General features: G+C 40.8%; 26 protein-coding genes. 2 read left to right on the forward strand and 24 right to left on the reverse strand.

Going from position 1 to position 25,447, the window contains the following annotated elements; translation table 11 throughout:
• Nucleotides 1-83: 83 nt before the first annotated feature.
• From ETB99_RS00150 to ETB99_RS00250, 21 genes are all read right to left on the reverse strand, one after another.
• Nucleotides 84-773: a Crp/Fnr family transcriptional regulator gene (locus ETB99_RS00150; protein ID WP_171699636.1), complete on the reverse strand. Its 690-nt coding sequence runs from the start codon at nucleotides 771-773 to the stop codon at nucleotides 84-86.
• 15 nt (nucleotides 774-788) lie between these two features.
• Nucleotides 789-1,802 (reverse strand): ThiF family adenylyltransferase, encoded by a 1,014-nt coding sequence (locus tag ETB99_RS00155; RefSeq protein ID WP_171699725.1) that lies wholly within the window; start codon nucleotides 1,800-1,802, stop codon nucleotides 789-791.
• Nucleotides 1,802-2,290 carry a cyclic pyranopterin monophosphate synthase MoaC gene (moaC, locus tag ETB99_RS00160; protein WP_077428686.1) on the reverse strand — a complete coding sequence of 163 codons (489 nt, stop codon included), beginning with the start codon at nucleotides 2,288-2,290 and terminating at the stop codon, nucleotides 1,802-1,804. Before moaC ends, ETB99_RS00155 begins: the two co-directional genes overlap by 1 nt.
• A 4-nt stretch (nucleotides 2,291-2,294) precedes the next feature.
• Complete coding sequence (gene moaD / locus ETB99_RS00165; RefSeq protein WP_077428687.1) at nucleotides 2,295-2,528, reverse strand: molybdopterin converting factor subunit 1; 234 nt, start codon at nucleotides 2,526-2,528, stop codon at nucleotides 2,295-2,297.
• The gene (locus ETB99_RS00170; RefSeq protein ID WP_077428688.1) at nucleotides 2,525-2,980 is read right to left on the reverse strand and encodes a molybdenum cofactor biosynthesis protein MoaE; all 456 of its coding nucleotides are present in this window, start codon (nucleotides 2,978-2,980) and stop codon (nucleotides 2,525-2,527) included. The genes moaD and ETB99_RS00170 overlap by 4 nt, the downstream gene beginning before the upstream one ends.
• On the reverse strand, nucleotides 2,961-3,464 hold the full coding sequence (gene mobB, locus ETB99_RS00175) for a molybdopterin-guanine dinucleotide biosynthesis protein B (protein ID WP_077428689.1): 504 nt from the start codon (nucleotides 3,462-3,464) through the stop codon (nucleotides 2,961-2,963). Before mobB ends, ETB99_RS00170 begins: the two co-directional genes overlap by 20 nt.
• Nucleotides 3,455-4,708 carry a molybdopterin molybdotransferase MoeA gene (locus tag ETB99_RS00180; protein WP_077428690.1) on the reverse strand — a complete coding sequence of 418 codons (1,254 nt, stop codon included), beginning with the start codon at nucleotides 4,706-4,708 and terminating at the stop codon, nucleotides 3,455-3,457. The genes mobB and ETB99_RS00180 overlap by 10 nt, the downstream gene beginning before the upstream one ends.
• Before the next feature lie 154 nt (nucleotides 4,709-4,862).
• Nucleotides 4,863-5,432, reverse strand: a complete 570-nt coding sequence (gene mobA, locus ETB99_RS00185; protein ID WP_077428691.1) for a molybdenum cofactor guanylyltransferase — start codon at nucleotides 5,430-5,432, stop codon at nucleotides 4,863-4,865.
• Nucleotides 5,429-5,926 carry a MogA/MoaB family molybdenum cofactor biosynthesis protein gene (locus ETB99_RS00190; RefSeq protein WP_006318146.1) on the reverse strand — a complete coding sequence of 166 codons (498 nt, stop codon included), beginning with the start codon at nucleotides 5,924-5,926 and terminating at the stop codon, nucleotides 5,429-5,431. Before ETB99_RS00190 ends, mobA begins: the two co-directional genes overlap by 4 nt.
• A 4-nt stretch (nucleotides 5,927-5,930) precedes the next feature.
• The gene (moaA, locus tag ETB99_RS00195; protein WP_077428692.1) at nucleotides 5,931-6,932 is read right to left on the reverse strand and encodes a GTP 3',8-cyclase MoaA; all 1,002 of its coding nucleotides are present in this window, start codon (nucleotides 6,930-6,932) and stop codon (nucleotides 5,931-5,933) included.
• 367 nt (nucleotides 6,933-7,299) lie between these two features.
• A complete protein-coding gene (locus tag ETB99_RS00200; RefSeq protein ID WP_253263512.1) occupies nucleotides 7,300-8,553 on the reverse strand; it encodes a nitrate/nitrite transporter in 1,254 nt (417 codons plus the stop codon).
• A 31-nt stretch (nucleotides 8,554-8,584) separates the two neighbouring features.
• Nucleotides 8,585-10,726 carry an assimilatory nitrate reductase catalytic subunit NasC gene (gene nasC / locus ETB99_RS00205; protein WP_171699638.1) on the reverse strand — a complete coding sequence of 714 codons (2,142 nt, stop codon included), beginning with the start codon at nucleotides 10,724-10,726 and terminating at the stop codon, nucleotides 8,585-8,587.
• 15 nt (nucleotides 10,727-10,741) lie between these two features.
• Nucleotides 10,742-11,047, reverse strand: coding sequence for a nitrite reductase small subunit NirD (nirD, locus tag ETB99_RS00210; RefSeq protein WP_035019520.1), 306 nt, complete (start codon nucleotides 11,045-11,047; stop codon nucleotides 10,742-10,744).
• Between the two features lie 12 nt (nucleotides 11,048-11,059).
• Nucleotides 11,060-13,489, reverse strand: a complete 2,430-nt coding sequence (gene nirB, locus ETB99_RS00215; protein WP_171699639.1) for a nitrite reductase large subunit NirB — start codon at nucleotides 13,487-13,489, stop codon at nucleotides 11,060-11,062.
• Between the two features lie 227 nt (nucleotides 13,490-13,716).
• On the reverse strand, nucleotides 13,717-14,445 hold the full coding sequence (gene cobA / locus ETB99_RS00220; RefSeq protein WP_171699640.1) for a uroporphyrinogen-III C-methyltransferase: 729 nt from the start codon (nucleotides 14,443-14,445) through the stop codon (nucleotides 13,717-13,719).
• Between the two features lie 736 nt (nucleotides 14,446-15,181).
• Nucleotides 15,182-16,225 (reverse strand): sulfate/molybdate ABC transporter ATP-binding protein, encoded by a 1,044-nt coding sequence (locus ETB99_RS00225; protein WP_171699641.1) that lies wholly within the window; start codon nucleotides 16,223-16,225, stop codon nucleotides 15,182-15,184.
• Nucleotides 16,206-16,901, reverse strand: coding sequence for a molybdate ABC transporter permease subunit (modB, locus tag ETB99_RS00230; protein ID WP_003394288.1), 696 nt, complete (start codon nucleotides 16,899-16,901; stop codon nucleotides 16,206-16,208). Before modB ends, ETB99_RS00225 begins: the two co-directional genes overlap by 20 nt.
• Before the next feature lie 2 nt (nucleotides 16,902-16,903).
• The gene (gene modA, locus ETB99_RS00235; RefSeq protein ID WP_216366011.1) at nucleotides 16,904-17,656 is read right to left on the reverse strand and encodes a molybdate ABC transporter substrate-binding protein; all 753 of its coding nucleotides are present in this window, start codon (nucleotides 17,654-17,656) and stop codon (nucleotides 16,904-16,906) included.
• Between the two features lie 67 nt (nucleotides 17,657-17,723).
• A complete protein-coding gene (locus ETB99_RS00240; RefSeq protein ID WP_253263513.1) occupies nucleotides 17,724-19,055 on the reverse strand; it encodes a NarK family nitrate/nitrite MFS transporter in 1,332 nt (443 codons plus the stop codon).
• 134 nt (nucleotides 19,056-19,189) lie between these two features.
• Nucleotides 19,190-20,362, reverse strand: coding sequence for a nitrate/nitrite transporter (locus tag ETB99_RS00245; protein WP_077428700.1), 1,173 nt, complete (start codon nucleotides 20,360-20,362; stop codon nucleotides 19,190-19,192).
• 210 nt (nucleotides 20,363-20,572) lie between these two features.
• Nucleotides 20,573-21,688, reverse strand: a complete 1,116-nt coding sequence (locus ETB99_RS00250; RefSeq protein WP_171699643.1) for a TIGR04053 family radical SAM/SPASM domain-containing protein — start codon at nucleotides 21,686-21,688, stop codon at nucleotides 20,573-20,575.
• 187 nt (nucleotides 21,689-21,875) lie between these two features.
• Between ETB99_RS00250 and ETB99_RS00255 the strand changes: the two genes are divergently transcribed.
• Nucleotides 21,876-22,082, forward strand: coding sequence for a CDGSH iron-sulfur domain-containing protein (locus ETB99_RS00255; RefSeq protein WP_077428702.1), 207 nt, complete (start codon nucleotides 21,876-21,878; stop codon nucleotides 22,080-22,082).
• 31 nt (nucleotides 22,083-22,113) lie between these two features.
• On the opposite strand, the gene ETB99_RS00260 is transcribed toward ETB99_RS00255, so the two are convergent.
• From ETB99_RS00260 to ETB99_RS00270, 3 genes are read right to left on the reverse strand one after another with little or no spacing between them, the layout of a single operon-like run.
• Nucleotides 22,114-22,431 carry an iron-sulfur cluster biosynthesis family protein gene (locus ETB99_RS00260; protein WP_077428703.1) on the reverse strand — a complete coding sequence of 106 codons (318 nt, stop codon included), beginning with the start codon at nucleotides 22,429-22,431 and terminating at the stop codon, nucleotides 22,114-22,116.
• An 11-nt stretch (nucleotides 22,432-22,442) separates the two neighbouring features.
• Nucleotides 22,443-23,228 (reverse strand): SDR family NAD(P)-dependent oxidoreductase, encoded by a 786-nt coding sequence (locus tag ETB99_RS00265; RefSeq protein ID WP_171699644.1) that lies wholly within the window; start codon nucleotides 23,226-23,228, stop codon nucleotides 22,443-22,445.
• The gene (locus ETB99_RS00270; protein ID WP_077428705.1) at nucleotides 23,225-24,172 is read right to left on the reverse strand and encodes an MBL fold metallo-hydrolase; all 948 of its coding nucleotides are present in this window, start codon (nucleotides 24,170-24,172) and stop codon (nucleotides 23,225-23,227) included. Before ETB99_RS00270 ends, ETB99_RS00265 begins: the two co-directional genes overlap by 4 nt.
• 438 nt (nucleotides 24,173-24,610) lie before the next feature.
• Here ETB99_RS00270 and proI point away from each other — a divergent pair, with 438 nt between their 5' ends.
• Nucleotides 24,611-25,432, forward strand: coding sequence for a pyrroline-5-carboxylate reductase ProI (gene proI / locus ETB99_RS00275; protein ID WP_077428706.1), 822 nt, complete (start codon nucleotides 24,611-24,613; stop codon nucleotides 25,430-25,432).
• Nucleotides 25,433-25,447: the final 15 nt, after the last annotated feature.

Consider the following 25,447-nt stretch of genomic DNA (forward strand, 5'->3'; position numbering starts at 1 on the left):
TTACACATTTATTGTATAGAAGGAAAACGATTTTTCGTGTGATGCACGTCACACCTTTTGTCTAAAAAATGAACGTTTATTGACTATTCAATGTTGCAATATGACGATGGACAACCTTCACAATTAATTTGCTTTTTTAAATAGTCTAAGCTATGAATGATAATTTTTCTTCCCTTGAAAGAAATGATACCTTTACTTTTTAATGTATTTAATTCACGATTTACACTTTCACGCGATGTAGAACTAAAATTCGCTAAATCTTGATGTGTAACAGGAACATCTAATAAAATGCCATCTTTCGTCTGAATACCATAACTATTAGCCATACGAATGAGTGTAGAATATAACGCTCCTTTTTTGCCGTATAAAACGAGATCACGAAATTTCGTATGTTGTTTGCGGAAATGATCGGTCATCATTTTCAAAAACTCAACAGCAAACTCTGAGTTGACAAGCAACTCTTTTTCAATATCTTCATTTTTAATTACAAGTACTTCACTATCCTCGAGCGCACGACCGTTAAATAAATATCTCCCATTATCTGAAAAAATCATCAACTCACCGATGACAGCATTCGGCCCACATAACCGCAAACATAACTCTTTTCCATCACCAGAAAATTTACTAATTTGAAATTTGCCAGATAAGACGACAAAAAAGTTTTCGCCCATTTGCCCTTCCTGAAATAAAAACATTCCTTTTTTCACTTTCAGCGTTTTATACGCTAACTTTTTTAGTTGTTCAAAATTTTTTTTGCTAATGAACTGAGACATACGTATGCCTCCTTTTCATGAAAAATATTTCTGATATAACGAACGAGCAAATGTAACATCTTTTGTACCGTGCACAAGCATGCGACCGTCAGCAAATAAAACGACACGATGTCCTTCAAGTTGGGTCATCAACAAATATTCGTTCCCGTGTACTTGTTGACCGCTTGTTTTCATGTGTTCCATCATTTCAGTTATACGAAATGGATGACCATGACGAATTTGTACTGTATCTCGTCCACATAAGACGGACATCTTCGCTTTTTCTCTGTGCAAAGCTGGATATGTGCGATCTCTCCCGCAAGACGGACAATGTTCGTTTTTTAGTTTATCAACTCGTAAAAACCGATGTTCGTTTTGCCAAACATCAAACATAACGAGCGAACGTCGGATCTTTGCAACATCTCCCACTAATATTTTTAACGCTTCCGTTGTTTGATACGCAGCAACCATTTGTACAACAGAAGAAATAACACCAACGTTATCGCAAGTCAAATGATAAGAAGGCAAATGATTGACGAAACAGCGAAAACATGGCGTTTCATCGGGAATGATCGTAAAAGAAAGACCATAACTTCCTACACAAGCACCGTATATCCATGGAATTCGATATTTTTGTGATAAATCATTTAGTAGAAAACGCGTTTCGAAATTATCTGTTCCATCAATCATGATGTCAATTTGTTGCTCAAAAAGCGAAGTGAACGATTCATCTTGCACATCCATGACAAGCGCTTCAACATGAACGTCACGATTCACAGCAGTAAGACGGCGTTTGGCAGCAACAGCTTTTGGCCACCCTTTTTCAGCATCCTCTTCACTATATAACGTTTGACGCTGTAAATTCGTCCAATCAACATAATCGCGATCCACGATTGTCAGTCGACCGACGCCTGCTCGCGCCAACATATCTGCATTCGCTGAACCGAGCGCTCCTGCACCTACGATGAGAGCATGTTTATATTGAAGAGTTCGTTGTCCTTTTTCGCCAATCGGTGAAAATAATATTTGCCGTGAATATCGCTCCATGATTATCCCTCTTGTCTTTTGAAATTTCCACTTTTTCCACCCGTTTTTTCTACTAAATACGTTGGACCAATGACAATCCCTTTATCCATTGCTTTACACATATCATAAACGGTTAAAGCACAAACTGAAGCAGCTGTTAGCGCCTCCATTTCTACTCCTGTACTTCCTTTTGTTTTGACAAACGCTTCAATTTTCAACTCATAATTTGTTTCTTTCGTTTGCCACGTGAACGAAATGTCTACTCCCGTTAACGAAAGAGGATGACACATCGGAATCAAATCGGCTGTGCGTTTCGCTGCCATAATGCCAGCCACTTGAGCGACGGCTAATACGTCTCCTTTTTTCACTTCCGAGCGCACAATTTTTTCGTATACCTCTTTTGATACGATCACGTGAGACAGAGCACAGGCGGTTCGAACCGTTTCTCCTTTTTCAGAAATATCAACCATTTTTGCACGACCTTGTTCATTGAAATGTGTAAACGTTCCCATGTGATCACCCTCCACTTACCGGTGGAATGAGCGCAACAACGTCACCGGCATGTATGATATCATCATTTGTTGCGAATTCTTCGTTAATCGCAATCATGAGCGACGAAGCTGTTTGTAAATCATATTCATGTTGTAGCCGTTCGCGAAGCTGTCGAACAGTCATTTGTTGCTCATGAAGCACCACTTCCTCTGTACCGAGCCGCTCCTTTATATATGCAAACAATAATACACGAATCATACCTCTTCCTCCCTCGGCGCGCCCCCATCGTAGCGAACGGTTTCTTTCTGATCACCAACCCACATTTCTCCATCTTCCCAATATTCTTTTTTCCAAATTGGAACGATCTCTTTTATTCGTTCAATGGCATAGCGATTCGCTTCGTATGCATCTGCGCGATGAGGGGTTGAAACAGCAATGGCGACTGCAATATCAGTAATGTCGAGCCGTCCAACGCGATGTACAATCGCTACTTTTGCGTGTGGAAAGCGCGCAACAATTTCGCGACCAATTTGTTGTAACTTTTTTTGCGCCATCGACTCATACGCTTCATATTGCAAATATACAGTCTTTTTTCCGTTCGTCAATTCTCTCACTGTCCCCAAAAACGTCACAATTGCACCAGCGTTACGATCAACGACCGCCTCAATAACACTTCCTACATGAATGGGCTCACGAACGATCGCAAACATGTTGTTCCCCCTTTACATAGGCAATAATGCGCTCCATATACGCTTGTTCATCTTCAATAAAAAAAGATCCGTCCGTACGTTGCCAACTGATTGAAATAAGCACATTTTTTAAGTGTAATAAATGCTCATCTTCTCGACTGCGCAAACAAACAATTTTCGGATAAGGTGCGTGTTTAAAGCCTTCAATAAGCAGCACATCAAGCGGAAATCGTTCATATACGGATAGTAGCTCATCAAGTTCCCAATGTCCTTTCGCATGAAGAAGAAACGTGCCATCCCCCTCAACTGCACATACAACAGCACCAGCTTCCGCATGACGTGTCGTATCTTTTTCTTCCGGTAACGCCACTTTTCCGCCATGTCCATGGTGCTTTAACGTTCCGACACGATACCCATTTATACATAACCGTTTAATTATTTTTTCAATAAGCGTTGTTTTTCCGCTATTTTGATAACCCACGACTTGCAAAATGATCATGACCAAACACAATCTCCCTCATCATGAAGTAAAAGAACATCGACGCGACTACCTGCTTGAAATCCTCGCGTTCCTCCAGGTAAAACGAGAAGAGCGTTCGCCTGCGCAAGAGATGAAACAATATTTGATTTATCTTTTCCAACAGGTTCCACGTGTAACATCCCATCTTGATGAGATACGCTTGCACGAACAAAACGAGTAAACGGATTTGGTTTCAAAAAGTCTTTTTGTAAAACCGCTTGCGCTCTTGTTAAATAGCGTTTCGACTGCCCTAACATCGCCTTTATAAACGGGCGTGCAAATAGCTCAAAACCAACATAGCAAGCCGATGGATTTCCCGATAACCCAAACAACATTTTCTTTTCAAATACTGCCGCGGACGTTACACTTCCTGGTCGCATCGCTACTTTATTGAATAACAATTGAGCGCCAAGATGTTCATATACGTGAGGCATATAATCGAAATCCCCAACAGATACCCCACCTGTTGTGATGACAACATCCGCTTCTCGCAATGCCTTTTGTATGACTTGTAACGTATGTTCAAATGTATCTGCTACTTTTCCGAATAAAATCGGCTCCCCACCGGCGCGTCGAATTTGTGCTTGAAGCATGTAAGCGTTGCTGTTTCGGATTTTCCCTTTTTCAAGCGGCTCATAAACATGAAGAAGTTCACTTCCAGTTGAAATAATGGCGACTTTCGGTTTTTTCATCACAGGTACGCGATCATATCCAAATGTCGCTAAAACAGCGACGATACCCGGATGAATCATCGTTCCTTTTTCAACAACAATTTCACCTTGTTTCATATCCTCGCCAACACGCGAAATATTTTCACCTTCATCCACTTTTCTTCTTATTTGTACAAAACGTTTCCCTTCTTTTTCAATTTCCTTCGTCAATTCAACCATGATGACAGCATTTGCACCATCTGGAATGGCTGCACCGGTCATAATTTTTACCGCTTGCTTTGGCGTCAATAAACCATCCCAAACAGTTCCAGCGCCAACTGTGGCAACGACTTCTAATAATATAGGGTGATCGGATGATGCTTCTGTTGTCGCTTCAGCTGAGAGAGCATAACCGTCATATGGTGAACGGTCGAACCAAGGAATTGGCATCGTTGCCTCGATATGTTCCGCTAAAATGCGCCCATCACATTGTTCTAACGAAATATATTCTTTTTCCCCCTCACGACACCAAGCCATGACTCGTTCGATTGCTTCATCAACAGGAATGGGCTTGCGCATATATGTTCATCCTTTCTTAAACAATCTATCCCTACTTTTACTATATCGCTTTTTAATTATAAAATCGTGTGATGTATGTCACAAAAATGCGATATGTTGTGACGAGGTTCACATTTTTTTCATAAATATTGATAAAAAAAGAGGCGTATTGCCTCTAGCCAATCCACTTATGGAATTGTTCTTTTGTATTAATATTCATAAACGGTAGCTCTTCTGTCATTTCTATATGCTTTGCTCGACAAGCAGAAAGAAGTGTATGCATGCGATACTCTTCTCGTTGAAGGCAATTGTATATAAGTGATTTTACTCGATAGTGATACATGGCAATGAGCGGTTGCAACCTTCCGTTCACACGTGGCACAATGACGTCAAATGAGTCATCTGCTTGCTCCTTAAGCTTGTTTATGATCTTCTTATGAATAAATGGGGTATCACACGGCAATACAATATACCATGTCGCTTCATGATGTACGATAGCGGAATAAATTCCCGCTAATGGTCCTTTTCCTTTGTACTGTGGCTCATCCTCTATCCATAATACATCTTGAAGCGGTAATTTTTTTTGAATGCATCGCTGTGCAACAATAACGATCTCATCAACAATCGGATGCAACGCTTCTACACTATACAAAAGAAAAGGTTTTCCACGTCGCAATGCAAGCGCTTTTGGTTCTCCAAAACGTTTCGACTGCCCTCCTGCTAAAACGATACCAATCGTTTTCATTGGCGACGAAGCTCCCAGACGAGATGACGAATTTCCGGCAAAATTAACTTTTCCATTGCTAAGCGAACAGCGTTTGTCGATCCGGGCATACAAAAAATGATTGTACCGTTCATCGAACCAGCAAGCGCACGACTTAACATGGCTGCACTCCCAATTTGCTCATAACTCAAAAAGCGGAACAGCTCACCAAAGCCAACCATTTCTTTTTCAAGTAACGGCTGAATGGCTTCAATCGTCACATCACGTTTTGTAAATCCCGTTCCCCCATTGATTAAAATAACGTCTATTTGTTCAGCTGTTTGAACGGCTTGTCGAATGGCAAATACATCATCTTTCACAATTTCATATGCAACAACAACTATGTTTGATTGCTCTAATTGATCACGTATCCATTGTCCGCTCGTATCTGTTTCATATGTGCGCGTATCAGAAACGGTCACAATTTTACATCGGACAGGGAGTGTCGCTTGCTTTTTATGATCATGAACGCCCATATCGTCACCCTCCAATATATGACATTTCAATTCGTTTCCCATTCCACGTTGTTTGTTTTCCGCGCTCTTCTGAATAACGATCGACTCGCTTTCGCCAAACACATTCAATGCATGAAATGAGCTGTTCATCGCTCGCTCCTGCTCGCATCATACTTAATAAATCTGTTCCGTTTGTCGCGAATAAACATGTATATAACTTTCCATCAGCAGATAATCGGCTACGTGTACAGTCTGAGCAAAAGGCGGCTGATACAGAAGAAATAAAGCCAACTTCCACATTCGTTCCTACGTAACGATAACGTTTGGCTACCTCACCAACATGGCTAGGAGCAATCGGCTCAAGCGGCATATGTTCAGAAATGATGTTATAAATTTGTTTACTCGTCACAACGTCGTCTAATTTCCATCCATTTAAAGAACCGACATCCATAAATTCAATAAAACGAAGCGTTACACCTTTCTTTTTGAAAAAGTAAGCCATCGGTAAAATTTCATGATCGTTTAGCCCTTTTTTGACAACCATATTTACTTTCACATGGAGCCCTTCTGCAAGCGCTGCATCAATTCCTTCTAAAATGTGCTCAGAACGTACGCCAACTCCATTCATTTTTGTAAAAATGGTATTATCGAGTGCATCTAAACTCACATTCACTCGCTTCATCCCTGCATCTTTCAATTTTTGCGCATACTTTTTTAAAAAAAATCCATTTGTCGTTAACGATACGTCGTGAACACCGTCAATGTTCGTCAACATCGCCACAAGCACATCGATATTTTTTCTTAGTAACGGCTCTCCGCCCGTTAAACGGATTTTTCTTACGCCAAGTTTTACAAATAATCGAGCAAAACGTTCCATTTCTTCAAATGTCATCAGTTGTTCCCGATTCATGAAACAATAAGTTTGTCCCTCTATATTAGGCATACAATACGTACAGCGAAAATTACATCGATCCGTTACCGACATACGTAAGTCTAATAATGGACGTTCATATACGTCATACACCATCTTCAATCCCTCATTTCATTTACCGAGGTTCTATGTCCATGTTACTAAATTTACTAGTAAACAAATGTGACGTACGTCACACAAACATATATGTTCATATAAAATTCGTAAATTTTTATATGCTTCCATAGGACCTTAATCCTCTTAAAGACACTTCAGTTGCAATCCATAAAGTCCGACTTCTACGTTACTCTACTTCTTCACTGTAGGTTTGCACTTAATTTTCTGTGAAAATAACGTATCCATGAGCGGTTATTTTCATGCGTGGATGGTGAGCAAAACTCGCTCATGGATGTTTTTTGTAACAAACTCTATTTGATCTTCTCACATTCTTGTATAGAAAAAGGTACGTTGTACGTATGAACTTTCACTCTACAAATCGTCTAGTTTTAGACATATGATTTAGATTATATAATGTTTGTTCCCTTCTTTCACTAATCATCCACGATTTTTTCCACTGTTTTTGCGCAACGACTAATAACAACATACATAGAAATGAAACTGTACTTAATACAAGAAATCCTGATGAGAAAGAACCAGTTACTAACTTTAAGTTCCCCAACACCTTAGGAAGAAAATACCCACCAATTCCTCCTGCCGCTCCAACAATTCCTGTAATCATTCCTATTTCTTCTTTAAACCTTTGTGGAACTAATTGAAATACAGAACCGTTTCCCATTCCAAGACTCATCATTACAATGAATAATAATATAATCACTTTATCTAAACTCGGGAGGAAGGAAATCGCAGCAAACATGAACCCTATGATCGTATATAAACAGAGTAGCATACGCACACCACCGAATCGATCCGCTAACCATCCACCAATGGGTCTAAAAAAACTCCCAGCAATGACACAAATAGTTGTAAAATCTGCGGCCCTTACCGGATCAAGTCCGTATTGAGTAAAGAAAAAAATAGTCAGATAACTTGACATACCTACAAATCCTCCGAAAGTTACACTATAGAAAACACAAAACAACCATGTATCTCTCTGTTTAAGTACATTTTTGTAATCAATAAATGTTTTTGGATCTGGTTGATTCGGACTATCTTTTGCAAACAATGTAAACACAATGAATGTAATTACAAGCGGAATAAGGGCAAATCCAAAAACAATACTCCAATCACCATAGTACTGGGCAATACGATTAGCAAATAAAGTAGTAAAGACTGTTCCACTATTTCCAGCGCCAGCAATCCCCATAGCTAATCCTTGATATTGTGGTGGATACCAACGGCTTGCGAGAGGGAGTGCTGCGGCAAAACTAGCTCCAGATACTCCAAGCAATAGTGCCACAATATAAAGCTCTGACAAATGATTAGCAAATAACCATCCCCAGACGAGTGGGATTACGGTAACGAGCATACCTAATTGAGCGGTTTTTTTTGGTCCAATATAATCGGCCAACCAACCGAGAATAAGACGTAAAATAGCTCCACCTAAAATAGGTAGTGAAACCAAACTAGCTTTTTGTGCCTCATTCATTTGAAAATCATTCATAATCACGACCGATAGTGGTCCAAGTAACACCCATATCATAAAACTAACATCAAAATACAAAAATGCACTAAACAGAGTCGGAGTATGACCACTCTTTAAAAATCCTTTTATTCCCATCAACATCTCTCTCCTTTTATCATAGAATGTTTTAGTTTCTTTCTAGATCAACAACAGGAATAATTCTTGCAGCACATCGCTTAAATCCAGGCATCTTGCAGTATGGATCCAATTCATCATCTGTAATCTGATTAATATTTTGAAACCCACTCCAATGAAATGGAACAAATACAGTATCTTCCCGAATTTTATAGGAGTACTTGCTTCTTACAATGGCATATCCTCGTTTTGTTTCAAGTTTTACTAATGCGTTGTTTTCGATTTTATATTTTTTTGCTGTATTTGGGTGAATTTCCATAAATGCTTCAATTTGTCGAGACGCAAGCGCTGGGCTTCTTCTCGTCTGCGTTCCGCTTAAATAGTGAGACAACACTCGTCCTGTCGTCACATAAATCGGATATTGTTCCGTCGTTTGTTCTTTTTGATATTCATTATCTACAACCGCTAAACGTGCTTTGCCGTCTGGGTAAGCAAACGATTGTTCAAACAGTCTTGCGGTGCCGGGATGGTCGGGCGAAGGACAAGGCCAATACACACGCTCGTTTCGCAAACGTTCGTACGTAATGCCATAATAATCTGCCAAACCGCCGCGGCTGGCAACTCGCAGTTCATGAAAAATCTCTTCCGCTGACGAAAAACGGAAATAGTCGCCTTTTCCTAGCACTCGGGCAATCTCACAAAGAATCTCCCAGTCATGCTTCACCTCCCCCGGACGTTTCCGCGAAGCCGGACGCCACGTCACGCGGCCCTCTAGGTTCGTCATCGTTCCTTCATCTTCTAAATAAGACGAGGTTGGCAATACTAAATCAGCGAGTTCCGCTGTTTCCGATAAAAATAGATCGACGACGACTAAACATTGCAATTTTTTTAACGCTCTTTTTACAAAGCGAGCGTTCGGACTGGATACAACGGGGTTGGAACCCATCACAAACAAGCCCTTAATTTCCCCTTCATCTATTTTTTGTATCATTTCATAGGCGGAAACCCCCTTCCTCGGCAGTTCTTCTTCAGGAACTCTCCAAACGCTTGCAATATATTTCCTGTGCTCCGGATTTTCGATCGAACGGTAGCCAGGAAGCTGGTCAGCCTTTTGCCCGTGTTCCCGTCCCCCCTGTCCGTTGCCTTGCCCAGTAATCGCCCCACAGCCGCAGCCAATTTTCCCAATTTTTCCTGTTACAAGCGCCAAATTTAGAAAATTACGGACAGTCATATATCCGTTTGTTTGCTGCTCAACGCCTCTTGCGGTAAAGATCATACCGGTTGGTGCCGTGGCATACTGCCTTGCCGCAAACTGAATCACTTCCGGAGCAATTCCTGTCATCTCCGCCATTTCATCTAGCTGAATTTGCTCAATATGTTTCTTTAACTCGTCGTATCCTTCTGTTCTTTCTTTAACAAATTGTTCATCAACATACCCTTCAGCAAAAATGACTTTCAGCATGCCGTTCACAAATGCCACATCTGTCCCCGGTTTGATTTTAATATGCAAATCAGCTAGCCCGCATGTAGCCGTTTCCCGCGGATCAATGACAATGAAAAACGTCCCATTTTTCTTTGCTTGATGAAAATATGGCATAATCGTCGGCTGACATTCCGCAACATTCGTACCTGCTAATATGATGCAGCGAGCATGAGGGATTTCTGAAAGTTTATTCGTCAACCCGCGATCAAGGCCAAATGTAGCATTCATGGCCGCCGCTGCAGCGGACATGCAGTAGCGACCGTTATAATCGATATATTTCGTTTTCAAAGCAACGCGAGCAAATTTTCCTAATAAATACGCCTCTTCGTTCGTTAGCGAGCCGCCTCCATATACTCCAATAGCATCATTTCCGAATTCTTTTTGAATATTCTTGAAGTTTATTTGTATAAAAGAGAGCGCCTCCTCCCAGCTCACTCGGACAAACCGACCATTTCTTTTCAGCAACGGAAATTGCAATCGCTCGGTATGCAATGCATGCTGATGCGCATGAAGCCCTTTGATGCAAAGCCGTCCGTTTGAAGTGGGATTGTCTTTCGGAATCACTTTATAACAATTTCTTCCAACCACGCGTTCTTCAACGAGCTGCATCGCACATTGAACGCTACAAAACGGGCATTGTGTATCAAATAACGTTTCCGACGCATGATCTTTTTGCTTGTGCCGAAAATAACGTAACAATTCTTTTGTCATATTCATTCACCTTATTTACAGTTGTATATATATTTTTCCATTTTCAATTTCTACTTTATATGTTTTCACACAACCGTGATCAGGCGCTTGCACTTTCCCATCTTTTATGGAAATTTTCCAATCATGAAGAGGACAAAACACAAACTCCCCGCTGACAATTCCTTGAGACAAATCTCCTCCTTTGTGCGGACAGCGGTTTTCAAGCGCATAAATACGGCCGTCTGACAACCGAAATAACGCCAGCTCCATTTGTCCCACTTTTACGCATTTTCCTAATCTTTCAGAAAGGCGTTGTACTGTTCCGATCTCCATTCGTGTCATCTAACTCTCCTCCTACCGATTCACTGGCACTTTGACTTGTAGACTTGTGAACAGCTTTTCTTGCATCTCTTTATTTTCAACTATCTCTTTCCATGGATCTTTCGTGGCTGCTAGCGCTTCCTCCAAACGATCCAGCAATTGCCGGCGAGTTTCCTGATCAAAAATCACTTCACGAATATGCTCAAGCCCGACTCTCTCAACCCATTTGGATGTGCGTTCTAAATAGTTAGCAGACTCACGGTAATATTGGAGAAACGCCCCTGTCATTTCAATCACTTCTTCTTCCGTCCTTACAGTGCATAGCAAATCTCCCGCGCGCAAATGCGTACCGCCATTTCCGCCGACGTAAATTTCCCAGCCGCCATCGACACCGACGATGCCGACGTCTTTAATTCCTGATTCTGCACAGTTGCGCGGACAAGCAGAAACAGCCATTTTTACTTTATGCGGCGTATTCAACCGTTCAAATTTCTTTTCCATATCAATCCCCAGTTTTGTAGAGTCTTGTGTACCGAAACGGCAAAATTGCTTACCAACACACGTTTTGACTGTGCGCAGCGCTTTTGCGTATGCATATCCAGATGGCATGTCTAATTCGGCCCAAATGCGTGGCAAGTCTTCTTTTTTCACTCCTAATAAATCAATGCGTTGTCCACCTGTTAACTTAATCATTGGCACGTTGTACTTTTCAGCGACATCAGCAATTTTCCGCAATTGCTCCGCCGTTGTGACCCCTCCATACATTCTCGGAACAACCGAATACGTTCCATCTGCTTGAATATTCGCGTGAAGCCGTTCATTCACAAAACGTGACTCCGCTTCATCGACGTATTCACTTGGATACAACATGCTTAAATAATAGTTCAACGCCGGGCGGCATTTCGAACAACCTTCTTCATTTTTCCAACCAAGGACGTTCATCACTTCTTTCACATACTTCAAATTTTTCGCTTTAATTTCATCAATCACTTCTTCACGACTTAATGTTGTACATCCACAAATCGTTTCTTTCATCGCATATTTATCAAATTCCTCACCAAGTGTATACTCTAATAACTCCGCTACTAACCCTTTGCATCCTCCGCAGGAACGTGAAGCGTTCGTACAATCACGCACTTCTTCAACAGTTTTTAACCCATGCTCCGCAATTGCCTTACAAATCGTTCCTTTCGTTACCCCGTTACAACCACAAACGACATCCGTATCTGCCATTGCAGCCACCATGCTTTTATTGGATGAATTCGCAGTTGATTGGAAAAACGATAATTGGAACGAGTTAGAAATATTTTCATTTTTATTAATCATATCCAGTAGTTTCCGCCCTTCGCTTGTGTCGCCAAACAAAACCGCACCAACGATTTTTCCGTCACGAATGACAACTTTTTTATAAATTCCACGGAATTCGTCATATACTTTAATCGATGCCGTTCCTTCCCCATCCATAAATTCTCCGGCAGAAAACAAATCGACGCCAGAAACTTTTAATTGCGTAGAAACAACCGAACCTTCGTATGGACGTCCCTTAATACCGCAAACCGCTTCGGCTAATACTTTCCCTTGTTCGTAAAGCGGCGCTACAAGACCATACACAATTCCCCGATGTTCCGCACATTCACCGACCGCATAAATATGAGGAACGCTCGTTTCTAAGTAATCATTCACGACAATCCCTCTGTTTACCGCGATTCCGCTTTCCCGCGCTAAATCAACGTTCGGACGAATCCCTACGGCCATGACGACTAAATCCGTTGCAATTTCTGTTCCGTCTTTAAAGCGAACCCCTTCGACGCGGCCATCTCCAAAAATCTCTGCTGTTTCCTTTTTAAGCAGGAAATTCATTCCTTGTTTTTCTAATTCACGCTGCAACAGTTTCGACGCAGTTGGGTCTAATTGGCGTTCCATTAAATAGTCAAAAATATGAATGACATCAACTTCCATCCCTAAATTTAAAAGACCTCTCGCAGCCTCTAAACCTAACAATCCACCGCCAATCACTGCGGCTTTTTTATACGTTTTTGCATATTCCATCATCATTTCGCAGTCTTTAATATCGCGAAACGCGGTGACCCCTTTTTTATTCGCTCCTGGTATCGGAAGAATGAAAGGCTTAGAGCCTGTGGCGATGATTAATTTGTCATATTGAACAGTTCGCCCTTTGTCTGTCCGTACAAACCGCTTCTCTGTGTCGATGTTTATAACCGTTTCACCAACGAAAAGTCGGATGTTATTTTTTCGATACCATTCCCAATCGTTCATCGTAATGCTATCGATTGACATGTCTCCTTGCAACACAGTTGATAATAAAATACGATTGTAGTTTGGATAAGGCTCACTTCCAAAGATCGTAATATCAAATGCATCACCATCAATCTTTAAAATTTCCTCAACACAACGCACTCCAGCCATCCCGTTGCCGATCAATACAAGCTTTCTTTTTCTCATTTATCTTCAACCTCCATTCAGTATAAGTTTTGAATTCATATTTTGTTTATCAATGAAGTACAAATAAGTTTTTACCTAAACCAAAATTTACATATTAAAACAATCAATGTTAATGTTCCGATTTTTCTGTTTTTTTTATTCATTCTATCCTTCTCCTTTTTTATTTAACATTATACTAGTTGGTTATATAATGTCACATGTTTTGTAATAAAAAATAACATACTTTTTTACATAAACCAGGAAATGATAGATCTCATACGAACGACTTCTCCGATGACGATCAACCCTGGACTTTTAACACGATGTTTTTCAATAATTAGAGATAAATCTTTCAATTCCCCTGTAAGCACTCGTTGTCGACTCGTTGTCCCTTCTTGTATAATGCAAATTGGTGTATTTGGCGAGCGACCATTTGATATCATTTGTTGTTCAATATACACAGCCTGATTAATACCCATATAAATAATAACCGTCTCTATACTAGCAATATTGTCCCACCTTATCTTTTTCTCATCGCAATAATGTCCTGTTACAAAAACTACTGTAGAACTAATATAACGATGCGTTAAAGGAATGCCAGCGTAAGCACAAGCACCCACCCCTGACGTAACACCAGGAACAATCTCGAATGCTATATGGTTCTTGGCTAACACTTCTGCTTCCTCACCTCCTCTTCCATAGACAAACGGATCCCCACCTTTCAATCTCGTAACAATTTTTCCTTCACGGGCATATCGAGTAAGCAAACTGTTTATCTCATTCTGATTCATGAAATGACAATCGGGACCTTTTCCGCAATAGATAATCTCAGCCTCTCTTTTTGCTTCCACCAAAAGTTGTGGACTGACGAGCCGATCATACAAAATCACATCTGCTTCACGAATACAACGAATCCCTTTTAACGTAATTAACCCCGGATCACCCGGTCCAGCACCAACCAGATATACTTTCCCCATACACCTTCCCCTTTCCATATATCATCACGTCACATTTTATTACATAAATAAAAAATAAACATCGATAATGTAATAAAACATGACATAAAATTCGCCTAAAAAACTGTCTCAGGACGTTAATGTGTTTTGTAACAGTCCCGTTTTTTATAAAATATGTTCATCAAAAAAGATGTACTTGTATCTGGTCATCAAGGTATGTTAGCTGTTTTTAGCCGAAGCCACAATGCAAAACGTTGGATATTTCCGTATCCCTAACACTTCATCAAAATGAGAAAAATTTCCCATGTAGTTTGTTCTATAAGGAAGCTTGAGATTCAAGCTACTGACTGAATGGATGTTCCGATGCAATATTGCACGATCCATTGTTGAAAATCATCCGTTGTCACACTTCGAGGGGATATTGCTGGATAAGTGCCATGTCGTGTGATGTCTGCGCTCCGAGGGTCAATTTGATTGTGCAACAGGTATTATTCGAGCAGAGAAATTTCAAAAATCAAACATTCTTCTTTTTGTACTTTTTAGATCAAAATATCTGCATACCAATGAGTTCTTCGATAAACTAAGCATACATGGGAATTTTCCTCCGATGGTTTAGCACCCTCAACATACAAGAACATTCCTATTTTCGTACCATCTATTTTCCCTATGCATACCTATAGCTTCAACTTGTTGAGAAGAGCCGAGGGAAAGAAAAGAGGCTAACTCCAAAAGTACGCTAAAAAACGGACTTTTGGAGTCAACCTCCTTCTCTCAAAAAAAACAAATGCTCTGGTGGCAAATACACTTTTTTATTATGCATATGTCGCCACTCTTCTTCACTCACACTAGCTTGCAATATAAAATGATCTGTTTGTATCGTCACATCATACGTATATACATGTGAAGCAACACGAATGATACGAAAAGGAAATGCGTTGCATATCGCATCATCAACAAAGCGAATATGGTGCGAATGAATACCAACATATGTCGCCCCGCTCTTTTTTCTATGTGCAGGGACGATTAATTGTGCACCGTTGACATAACCAATCACCTCGTCTCCCTTTTCAACAAACGTACAAGGAAATATATTTTTACATCCAACAATTTTTGCTGCTTGTACATTTTCTGGTTCATGAAATACACGTTCTTTTTTTCCTTGTTGTATGACGCGACCACGGTCATATAAAATAAGTTCGTCACATAACCGATAGGCTTCTTCTAAATGATGTGTCACAAAAAGAACGATTCCTGAAAAATGTTGTTGTAAATAAGAAAAAAATTGTTGTTCCATCGCTCGTTTTGTATGGTGATCTAACGCTGAGAACGGCTCATCAAGCAATAATATACTCGGTTTTGTAACAAGCGTTCGTGCAAGTGCCACTCGTTGTTGCTGTCCTCCGGATAATTGGTGGGGGTAATGATTCTCATACCCTTTTAATCCGATATTTTCAATCATGTTCATAACCGTATGTTGCACTTGCTTTCTTGGCCATTTTTTTAAGCCAAACGCAATATTCTCGTAAACGGTCAAATGGGGAAAAAGGGCATAATGTTGAGACATATAGCCTACGTTTCGGTAACGGGCAGGAACGTGGAGCCGTTTGTCTGAATGAAAAAATAACCGATCGTACAATTGAATAATTCCTTCATCCGGCTGCTGTAATCCTGCAATGCTTTGCAATGTTAAACTTTTTCCACATCCCGATGCACCTAAAATCCCGACAATTCCGTTTTGAATTGTAAAATGAGCGTCTAACTGAAAGTGTGGAAATGTTTTCTTAATGGCGACGTACAGCATCGTTTTCTCCTCGAATCATTCGTTTTTCTAATCGTTTCATTGTGTACAACAAAGCAATAGATACAACGGTCATGATAAGGACGAGTATATTCGCCATTTTTTTATCCCCCGCAAGCAACGCATCGTAAATGGCAATAGGCATCGTCATCGTTTCATTTGGAATGCTTCCTGCAACCATTAACGTCGTTCCAAAATCGCCGAGCGCACGTGCAAAGACAAGTGTAGTTGCAGATGCAATGCTACGCCAAGAAAGCGGGATGACAACGGCGAAAAAAATATCCCATTCAGATCGACCGAGCACTCTTGCAGCATTTAGCAATTGCTCATCAATGCTCGCAAATGCTGCACGTGCCGTTTTCACGAAAAACGGCAAAGCGACAACAAATGCAGCAACAACCGCTCCCGTTGGCGTAAACACAATCATTATCCCAAACGTATCTTCTAAAAAACGACCGATTGGGCTAGATCGCCCGAGTAGCACAAGTAAATAATAGCCAAGAACTGTCGGGGGCAATACAATCGGCAACGTAAACAATGAATCAAGTATATCACTTATTTTATGGTTAGAGCGGCTCAAATAATAGGAAATGGGCAGTCCGACAACTAGTGCACAACTTGTTGCAATTGTTGCTACTTTTAATGATAAAAAGAGCGGAAAAAGATTCATTGCCTGCACGATTATTCCTCCTCAGGAATGATAAAACCATACTTTTTCATGATGCTTGTACCGATTGGTCCTTTTAAAAATGTGAGAAATTCGCGCGCTTCTTTTTCATGTTTCGTCGTTTTTACGACGACGACAGCTTGGCGAATCGGTTCGTGCATATGTTCATCAATAAGGTAGAATGGAAGATGATGATCCTTCATTAGTGCAAGTGCCACGATCGCCACTTCAACGTTGCCCGATTCCACATAAGCAAGTGTATCAGCAATATTTTTGCCATAAACAAGCTTCGGTTTTACTTGCTCCCAAATATCAGATTTTATTAACGCTTGTTTTGCTGCTAATCCATATGGTGCATGATCTGGATTAGCGATTGCCACTTTTTTTACCTCTTGTTTCAGTAAATCTTGTAATGACGTTACAGCTACTCCTTCTTTTACGGCAAGCCCAATGCGCCCAAAGGCGTATATGTTTTTTGTTTGTTCAAGAGCAACACGGTCACGAATAAGTTCATCGACATACGCTACATTCGCTGAAGCAAACATGTCAAATGGAGCCCCTTGCTTAATTTGTTCTGCTAGCTGACCACTCGAACCGAAAATAAATGTAACGTCTATTCCCATTTCTTTTTTAAACTGCTCCCCAACTTCTTTAAATGCATGGGTTAAATCTGCAGCTGCCGCAACTTTAATGGATGGTGTCGCATTTGGTTGGGCGGCGTGAGGATTACATGCCACTAATAACAAAATCATAATAAAAAAACACATTTTTCTCACTTTAGTCCCTCCATATATCAAAAGGGAATATCTATTACAGATATCCCCTTTTATTCTTCTAACATTTCACTTCCGCATTTTTTCTAGCATAATAATACCAGTTTAATGCAATTGATACAACATAAAATGCGATAAAGAAGTAAAATGCTGTAATTGGTGTGCCAGTATTTTGAGCTGCCCAACCGAATAAATTCGGAATAAAGAATGAACCATACGCTGCAAATGCGGCTGTAAAACCGAGAACAGGTGCCGCTTCTTTTGGCGGGAAGATGATTGGAATCATTTGGAATGTCGATCCAGATCCCATCCCTGCAGCAATAAATAAGATCAAGAAAGATACGATAAATCCGATAAAGTGTTTTTCCGTTGTAAAATACATGACTGCTGCAGCACCAAGACCCATGATAATTAAGACATAGTTTGTTACACGTGCTCCACCCAATTTATCAGATAACCATCCCCCAACCGGACGGAATGCCGCCGCTAAAAATGCTCCTAAAAAGGCAAGTGATACGTGTTCTGGGAATTGTGATTTTAATAAAAGTGGAAAGGCCGCTGCATACCCGATAAACGAACCGAATGTCGCTGTATATAGCCATGTCATTACCCACGTATGTTTTCGTTTGACGATGACAAACTGCTCCGATACAGATTGCTTTGCGTTTGGTAAGTTATCCATACCGAAATATGCTAAAATCGTAAAAAACACAATCGGAATGACCCAAATAAATGCAGCGTTTTGTAACCAAACTTTTGAGCCGTCTGCGAGTACTTGTGGTTCACCACCGATCGCTCCAAATACACCAATAGTTACGATTAGGGGTGTCACAAATTGAACGACAGACACTCCCATGTTTCCAAGACCGCCGTTGATACCAAGTGCTGTCCCTTTTTCTTTTTTCGGGAAGAAAAAGCTAATATTCGCTAATGCTGAGGAAAAATTTGCACCACCAAGTCCACAGAATGCCGCTAACAGCAACATGAGCCAATACGGTGTATTGGGATTTTGTACGGCTAATCCTACACCGATTGCGGGAACAAGTAGTATTCCTGTCGAAAAAACAGTCCAGTTTCTTCCGCCAAATTTCCCAACAGCAAACGTGTAAACAAAACGAAATGTTGCACCTACTAACCCCGGAACAGCGGCTAACGTAAATAATTGACTTTGCGTCAACTGGAATCCAATGTCATTCAAACGTGCTGCAGTAATAGACCAAATTTGCCAAACGATAAATGCCAACATTAACGTTGGAACAGAGATCCACAGATTTCGACGAGCATGTTTTTTTCCTTCTTTTTCCCAAAATACTGGGTCTTCTGGGTTCCAATAAGAACCAATTCGACTTGTCCGTTCACCGTTTTCTGAAGCCGTTTTCAATGGTTGACTCATAACGTTATCTCTCCTTTTTGAAGTATGATTTATAAAAATGATTGTTGTACTTTCATCATAAAGAAACCACATAAATAAGAATGTGATGTGCATCACATATTCAGAAACGTTCATACAATGTTAAAAAATAATATTTAAGCGATCGTTTTTCGCAATCGTCTCATAATAAGCATTGCAACAAACATAGTTGCTGCTACCCACCAAAAGCCATACGAATATGAATTCGTCCATTGTTTAAATAAACCTAAAATATTAGGTAAAAAGAACCCTCCTAATCCACCTGCTGCACCGACAAAACCTGTCAATAATCCGACTTCTTTCGGGAATACATTTGGAATGACTTGAAATAGTGCCCCATTCGCTGTACCGAAAAAAATAAGTGTGGTAAACAAAAGAGCTAATGCAACATAAACAGACGGAAGCATACCGACAATCACCAATGTAACAGTAGCGCCTGTAAACAGCCAAACGAGCAATTTCATTCCACCATATTTATCAGCTAAATAGCCACCAATTGGCCGAACAAAGCTTCCCGCAAATACGACAAGCGTCACAAAATCTCCTGCCGTCACTTTATCTACTCCGTATTGATCGAAAAAGAATAGTGTTAAATAGCTCGTCATTCCGACAAATCCACCAAAAGATAAGCTATAAAAAAAGCTAAACAACCACGTTTCCTTCATTTTCATCACGCGCATATATTCCGATATTTTTGCTGGTTTTACCGCAGTCGGGCATTCTTTTGCGAAGATGATAAATACAATAAAAGCAACAAAGAGAGGAACGAGCGCTAATCCAAATACACTATTCCAACCATACTCTTCTGCGATACGAGGACCAAACAACATTGCTAAAACCGTTCCGCTATTTCCCGCACCTGCAATTCCCATCGCCAAACCTTGATGTTCTTTCGGATACCAACGGCTTGCTAAAGGAAGAGCGACGGCAAAACTAGCTCCTGCTACTCCTAATAACAATCCAAGCGCATAAATTTGTGTCAATGTATCAGCAAACAACCAACCCCATAAAAGAGGCACGGATGTCAAAACCATTCCGATCATTCCCATTTTCTTACCACCGAATCGGTCTGCTAATAGTCCCATTGGAATACGAAGCAACGCTCCTCCTAATACAGGGATTCCTACCATCATTCCTTTTTGTGCAGGGGTCAATCTTAAATCTTCCACAATAAACGTTCCTGTTGCCCCAAGAATCACCCAGATCATAAAACTAATATCAAAGTACAAAAAAGACGAAAGAAGTGTCGGTAAATGACCAACTCGAAGAAATTGTTTTAATCGTTCCATCTTTATTCCCCCCCTCGCTTTATCGTTTGACAATTTTATCGTAAAAAAATTTATCGATCAGTACTGTTATATTGTTCACAATTTTTGTTATGTTCACAAAACTTTCATACGTTCTTTCATATGAATAAAATGTTTGTAGAAAAAAGACAAGTTCCCAATTTACACAAATAAGGAACTTATCGCCTGTATGGATGAATAGAAAAAAGGCGGCTATTCGCCGACCCTTTCTTTTTGACGCCATGCTTTTGGGATGTAGACGCAGTACGGTTCGCTTGCTAAGTAGTCGCCTGTAACCGCATATGCTCTTGAACGCGATCCACCACAAACGTAACGAAATTCACATATGCCACATTTTCCTTTATATCCGTCTGGATTTCTTAACTGTTTGAAAATTGGAGAATGGCGATAAATATGGGATAACGGTTGTTCACGTACATTCCCTGCTTTTACAGGCAATAGTCCACTTGGATATACGTCACCAATATGCGAAATAAATACAAAACCGTTTCCATCGTTTACTCCTTTTGGGGCACGCCCTAGTCCGTCTACTTGTCCAGTTAATCCTTTCATTAGCACATCTTCATAACGAATGTCACCGTGAATTTGACGTTCTCGCATTTTTTGTTGTAAAACAACGCGACGATAATGTTGTCCTGCTGTTGTTTTTATATCAAACGGTACACGTTTGCTCGTTTCGTAAAGCCAACGAAACACTTTTTCATGCTCAACAGGCGAAATCATATCTGTCTTTTTTCCCCTGCCCGTCGGTACGAGAAAAAATACACTCCAAAGCACGCAGCCGAGCTCTTCAACAAGTTGCACCATCTCGTCAAGCACATGAACGTTATAACGAGAGATGACTGTATTTATTTGAATGGGAATGTCGAGTTCGTGTAAATATTGAATCGCTTTCATTGTTAAGTCGAACGAGCCAGATGTTCCACGAAAGTGATCGTGAATTTGAGCGTTTGGTCCATCTAAACTAAACGCCCAACGAGCAAGGCCTACTTCTTTTGCTTTTCGGATCGCTTCTTTTGTCACGTTTGGTGTTGCACTTGGGGTCATCGATACACGAAGTCCTTTATCAATCGCATATTTAGCAATATCGTACACATCTGGACGCATAAGCGGATCTCCACCTGTAAACACGAGAAGAGGCTGATCCATTTCATAAATATCATCAATTAATCGCTTCCCTTCTTCAAACGTTAATTCACGCGGATCACGGTGATACTGTGCTTCGGCCCGACAATGAAGACAATTGAGCTGACATGCCCGTGTTAACTCCCATATAACAATAAACGGATTTTGTTGAAAATCACGCATATTTCATCCCTCCGATTCGCTCACTACTTCTCATTGTACAAGAAGGAATATTTATATCATGTGACATTGATCACAAAAAATCACATCCATTTATCTTGTCACTGTTCTGACAAATATGCACGTCCTTGCATTTCTAATATAAAATAGATAGTATATACGATATAAGGTATACAAGGAGGTGGAATATATGGCGAAAGTGCAAATTAAAGTGATGGATAACGGTTCATTTCGTGTGACCGGAGATGTTGAATTAATTGATATGGAAGGAAACAAGTTTGAAACAAAAGAAACATTTTCTCTCTGTCGTTGCGGGCTCTCACAAAATATGCCATTTTGTGATGCATCTCATAAAGGAAAATTTCAATCCGTCGTTCGCGCACCAAAAAACGAATAAGCCCGGCTTTTATTCCGGGCTTTTTACTTTGTTAGCGCTCCATCAGCGACATGCGCGGATTCAATATTTGATTGGGGCTTTTTAATTGAAAACATCCTGCCCCATCGACAACATCAATCGTCATTTGTTCATCAAAGAAAATGAGCCGATGTTTTTCCATCCAAATCGGCATATCGTTTGTTTCAATCGCTACATCATGTTCGTCTAATTGCTCGACAAGCAGTAACATAGGCACTCCATTGACAGCACAACCACAATCATCTGTATCATATGTAAGCTTGACGTGCTTGTTTCCACGAACACGACGAAGTTGTTCGATCGCTCGTTCCGTGATCGTAATTTTCACCATTTACACCTCGCTTACTTTTTTAAAAATGCCCGTTTTCCCATTTTTTCGACGACCGATGGAAATAATTGATACACGCGACTTCCTATATGCATCCAAAACGGCAAATTCACTTCGCGCGTAGGGGTAAGCATCACATCAACGACGCGCTTGGCGACAAATTCCGGACGAAGCATCCATCGTTTCACGTTTTTCACATATTCTCCGGACGTATCAGCGACAGTAAAAAAGTTTGTTTTGATCGGTCCTGGGTTCACAGCAGTGACAAAAATGCCATACATGGACGCTTCCATTCGCAAGCTATTTGTAAATCCAAGGACAGCATGTTTTGTTGCGGCATATACGCTCGATTTTGGCGTTGCGATTTTTCCTGCTTGCGATGCGATATTAATAATGTGGCCGGACCGCTTCTTCATCATATGTGTGTACACTTTTTTTGTACACGCGATCAATCCGAGCACATTGACATCAAACATTTGCTTCGCTTCTGAGAGATCGATATGCTCGACATACCGAAACACACCGAACCCCGCATTATTGACGAGAATATCGATATCGACGGACGCAAGTAATCGATCAAATACAGCATCTACTTCTTCTTGATTACTAACATCTAGCGATTCATATACGCAGGGGATGTTGTACGTTTGTTCAATATGTTGCGCAATTTGCGCCAACTTTTCTTTTGAGCGAGCGAGCAATATCGGTATTCCCCCGCGCTTCGCTACTTCGTATGCGATTTGTTCGCCAATACCGCTCGATGCTCCTGTAATGACGACGTATTTCCCTGCTAACTTCATGATCTCACCACTTCGTACATATATATTTGACCATCTTTTTGTTTTTTCACCGCTCCGATCGCTTCTAAATAATCAAGTTGACCAATCGCTTCAGACATCGTCAATAAAAATTCCCGTTCATATACGGTTGGGAAAAGCGCACGGCATACGTCAAATGCTGTCATCGGTTTTTCACTCAACAATTTCCATACGTGTTCGGCACGCTCTTTTTGTTTTTCTAACCTCTTTTCGACAAGTGGTGCAACATCTGTCACATTTTCCCCGTGTCCTGTAACAATTGTTGTAATGTCATAATTCAACAACTTTTTCAATGAATCGTTATATTGCAAAAGTGGTTTTGGGCGCTCTTGTTCACCGATCGCAGGCGGCTCTAACAACGGATTCGATGAAATGGTCGCTAACAAATGATCTCCTCCGATCATCAGACCGTCCGATTCACGATATAATACAATATGACTTTGCGCATGACCTGGCGTTTCGATAACCATCCATCCTTCGATCACATCCCCTTCTTTCACTTCTTGTGTGAGCGAGCGCTCGCACGAAAAACGAAGGGAGCGTCGGAAGTTTCCAAGTTTCGCTATTCCTTCTTCACCAATTCCACATTCCATTAAAAACTGCTCAAAATATTGTTGATGCCATGCAAAAAAGGCAGCATCTTTTGCAATCCAAGGGGCGGCTTTCCGATGACCGATGACGGGAATGGTCGAAGGTAAATAATCAAGTAATCCAACATGATCCGGATGGTGATGTGTAATGATCACTTGTTCAATATGTTCCGGTTTATAGCCGAGTTCGCGCAATTCACGAACGAACACATGCCATGCTTCTTCCGTTTTTACACCCGCATCGATGAGCGTTAAACGATCCCCTTCGATAATATACATGTTCACATCCCCAACAGCAAATGGCGTGGGAACGACAATGCGATGTAACTGTTCCATTTTTCTGACTCCTTCATTATATCATCATAATTTTCCGTTTCGTCTGTTTATCAGTTTACACTTATTTTCTCTGTTTGTCATTTATTTTTATTTATTTATTAAAAAAATTCAGAAAATAAAACCGTGAAACCTATTGACAACACGCTTGTTTTTCATGCATAATTGCAAACAAATCATATATGTACGAAGCGATGACTAGGGCCAGTACATGATAAACGGTAAAAGAGAGTGAAACCCATTGGCTGAAAGGTTTCATTACCCTCTTTATCATGGAACCTACCCTATGAGCTGTTAGGCAAACCTAACCGTCTTGCCGACGATACCGGCATAAGAGGTGGGCACATTGTGCCAACAAAGGTGGTACCGCGGAAATAAAGACCTTTCCGTCCTTTATCGGACGAAAGGTCTTTTTTATTTTGGAGACGAGGAGGAGAAAGTATGACAATCACGTTTCTCGGTGCAGGATCGATGGCAGAAGCACTTATTTCTGGGGTGACACAAACGTTATATAAGCCAGAGCAAATGATCGTAACGAATCGCTCTCGAATGGAACGACTGACATATATGCAACAAACATACGGGGTACGAATCGACACAGATAAAGCAAAAGCAGTGAAAGAAGCTCATATCGTGATTTTAGCGATGAAGCCAAAAGACGTTGCGGATAGCTTGACGTCGATCAAACATGCATTTAACGAACAGCAACTTATTATTTCATTGCTTGCGGGAGTAACGACCGATACAATTGCATCGCTCATTGGAAAACAAATGCCTGTCATTCGCGCCATGCCAAACACATCAGCGGCGATCGGGCAATCCGCCACAGCGCTAGCAAAAGGTACCTATGCAACAGCTGAACATTTACACATGGCAAAAGAGCTATTTGAAACAGTCGGGATCGTTACGATTGTTGATGAGCAGCATTTACACGCAGTGACAGGATTATCCGGCAGCGGACCAGCGTACGTTTACTATTTAGTTGAAGCGATGGAAAAAGCAGCGGATGAAATTGGGCTTGAGCGTGATATTGCCAAAGAGCTTATTTTACAAACGATTATCGGCGCGGCCCATATGTTAAAAGCAACAAATAAGCATCCTTCCATCTTACGCAAAGAAGTGACAAGTCCAGGCGGAACAACAGAAGCAGGCATTGGCGTACTTGAACGTTATCGCTATCAAGAAGCGATGATTGCCTGCATTAAACGAGCGACTGAACGTTCAAAAGAACTCGGTGAGGCGCTGCTTTCCTCCGTTCAATAGTGCAAGTTGTTTTTC

The sequence above is a fragment of the Anoxybacillus sp. CHMUD genome (assembly GCF_013096965.1).
GTDB lineage: Bacteria > Bacillota > Bacilli > Bacillales > Anoxybacillaceae > Anoxybacillus > Anoxybacillus kestanbolensis_A.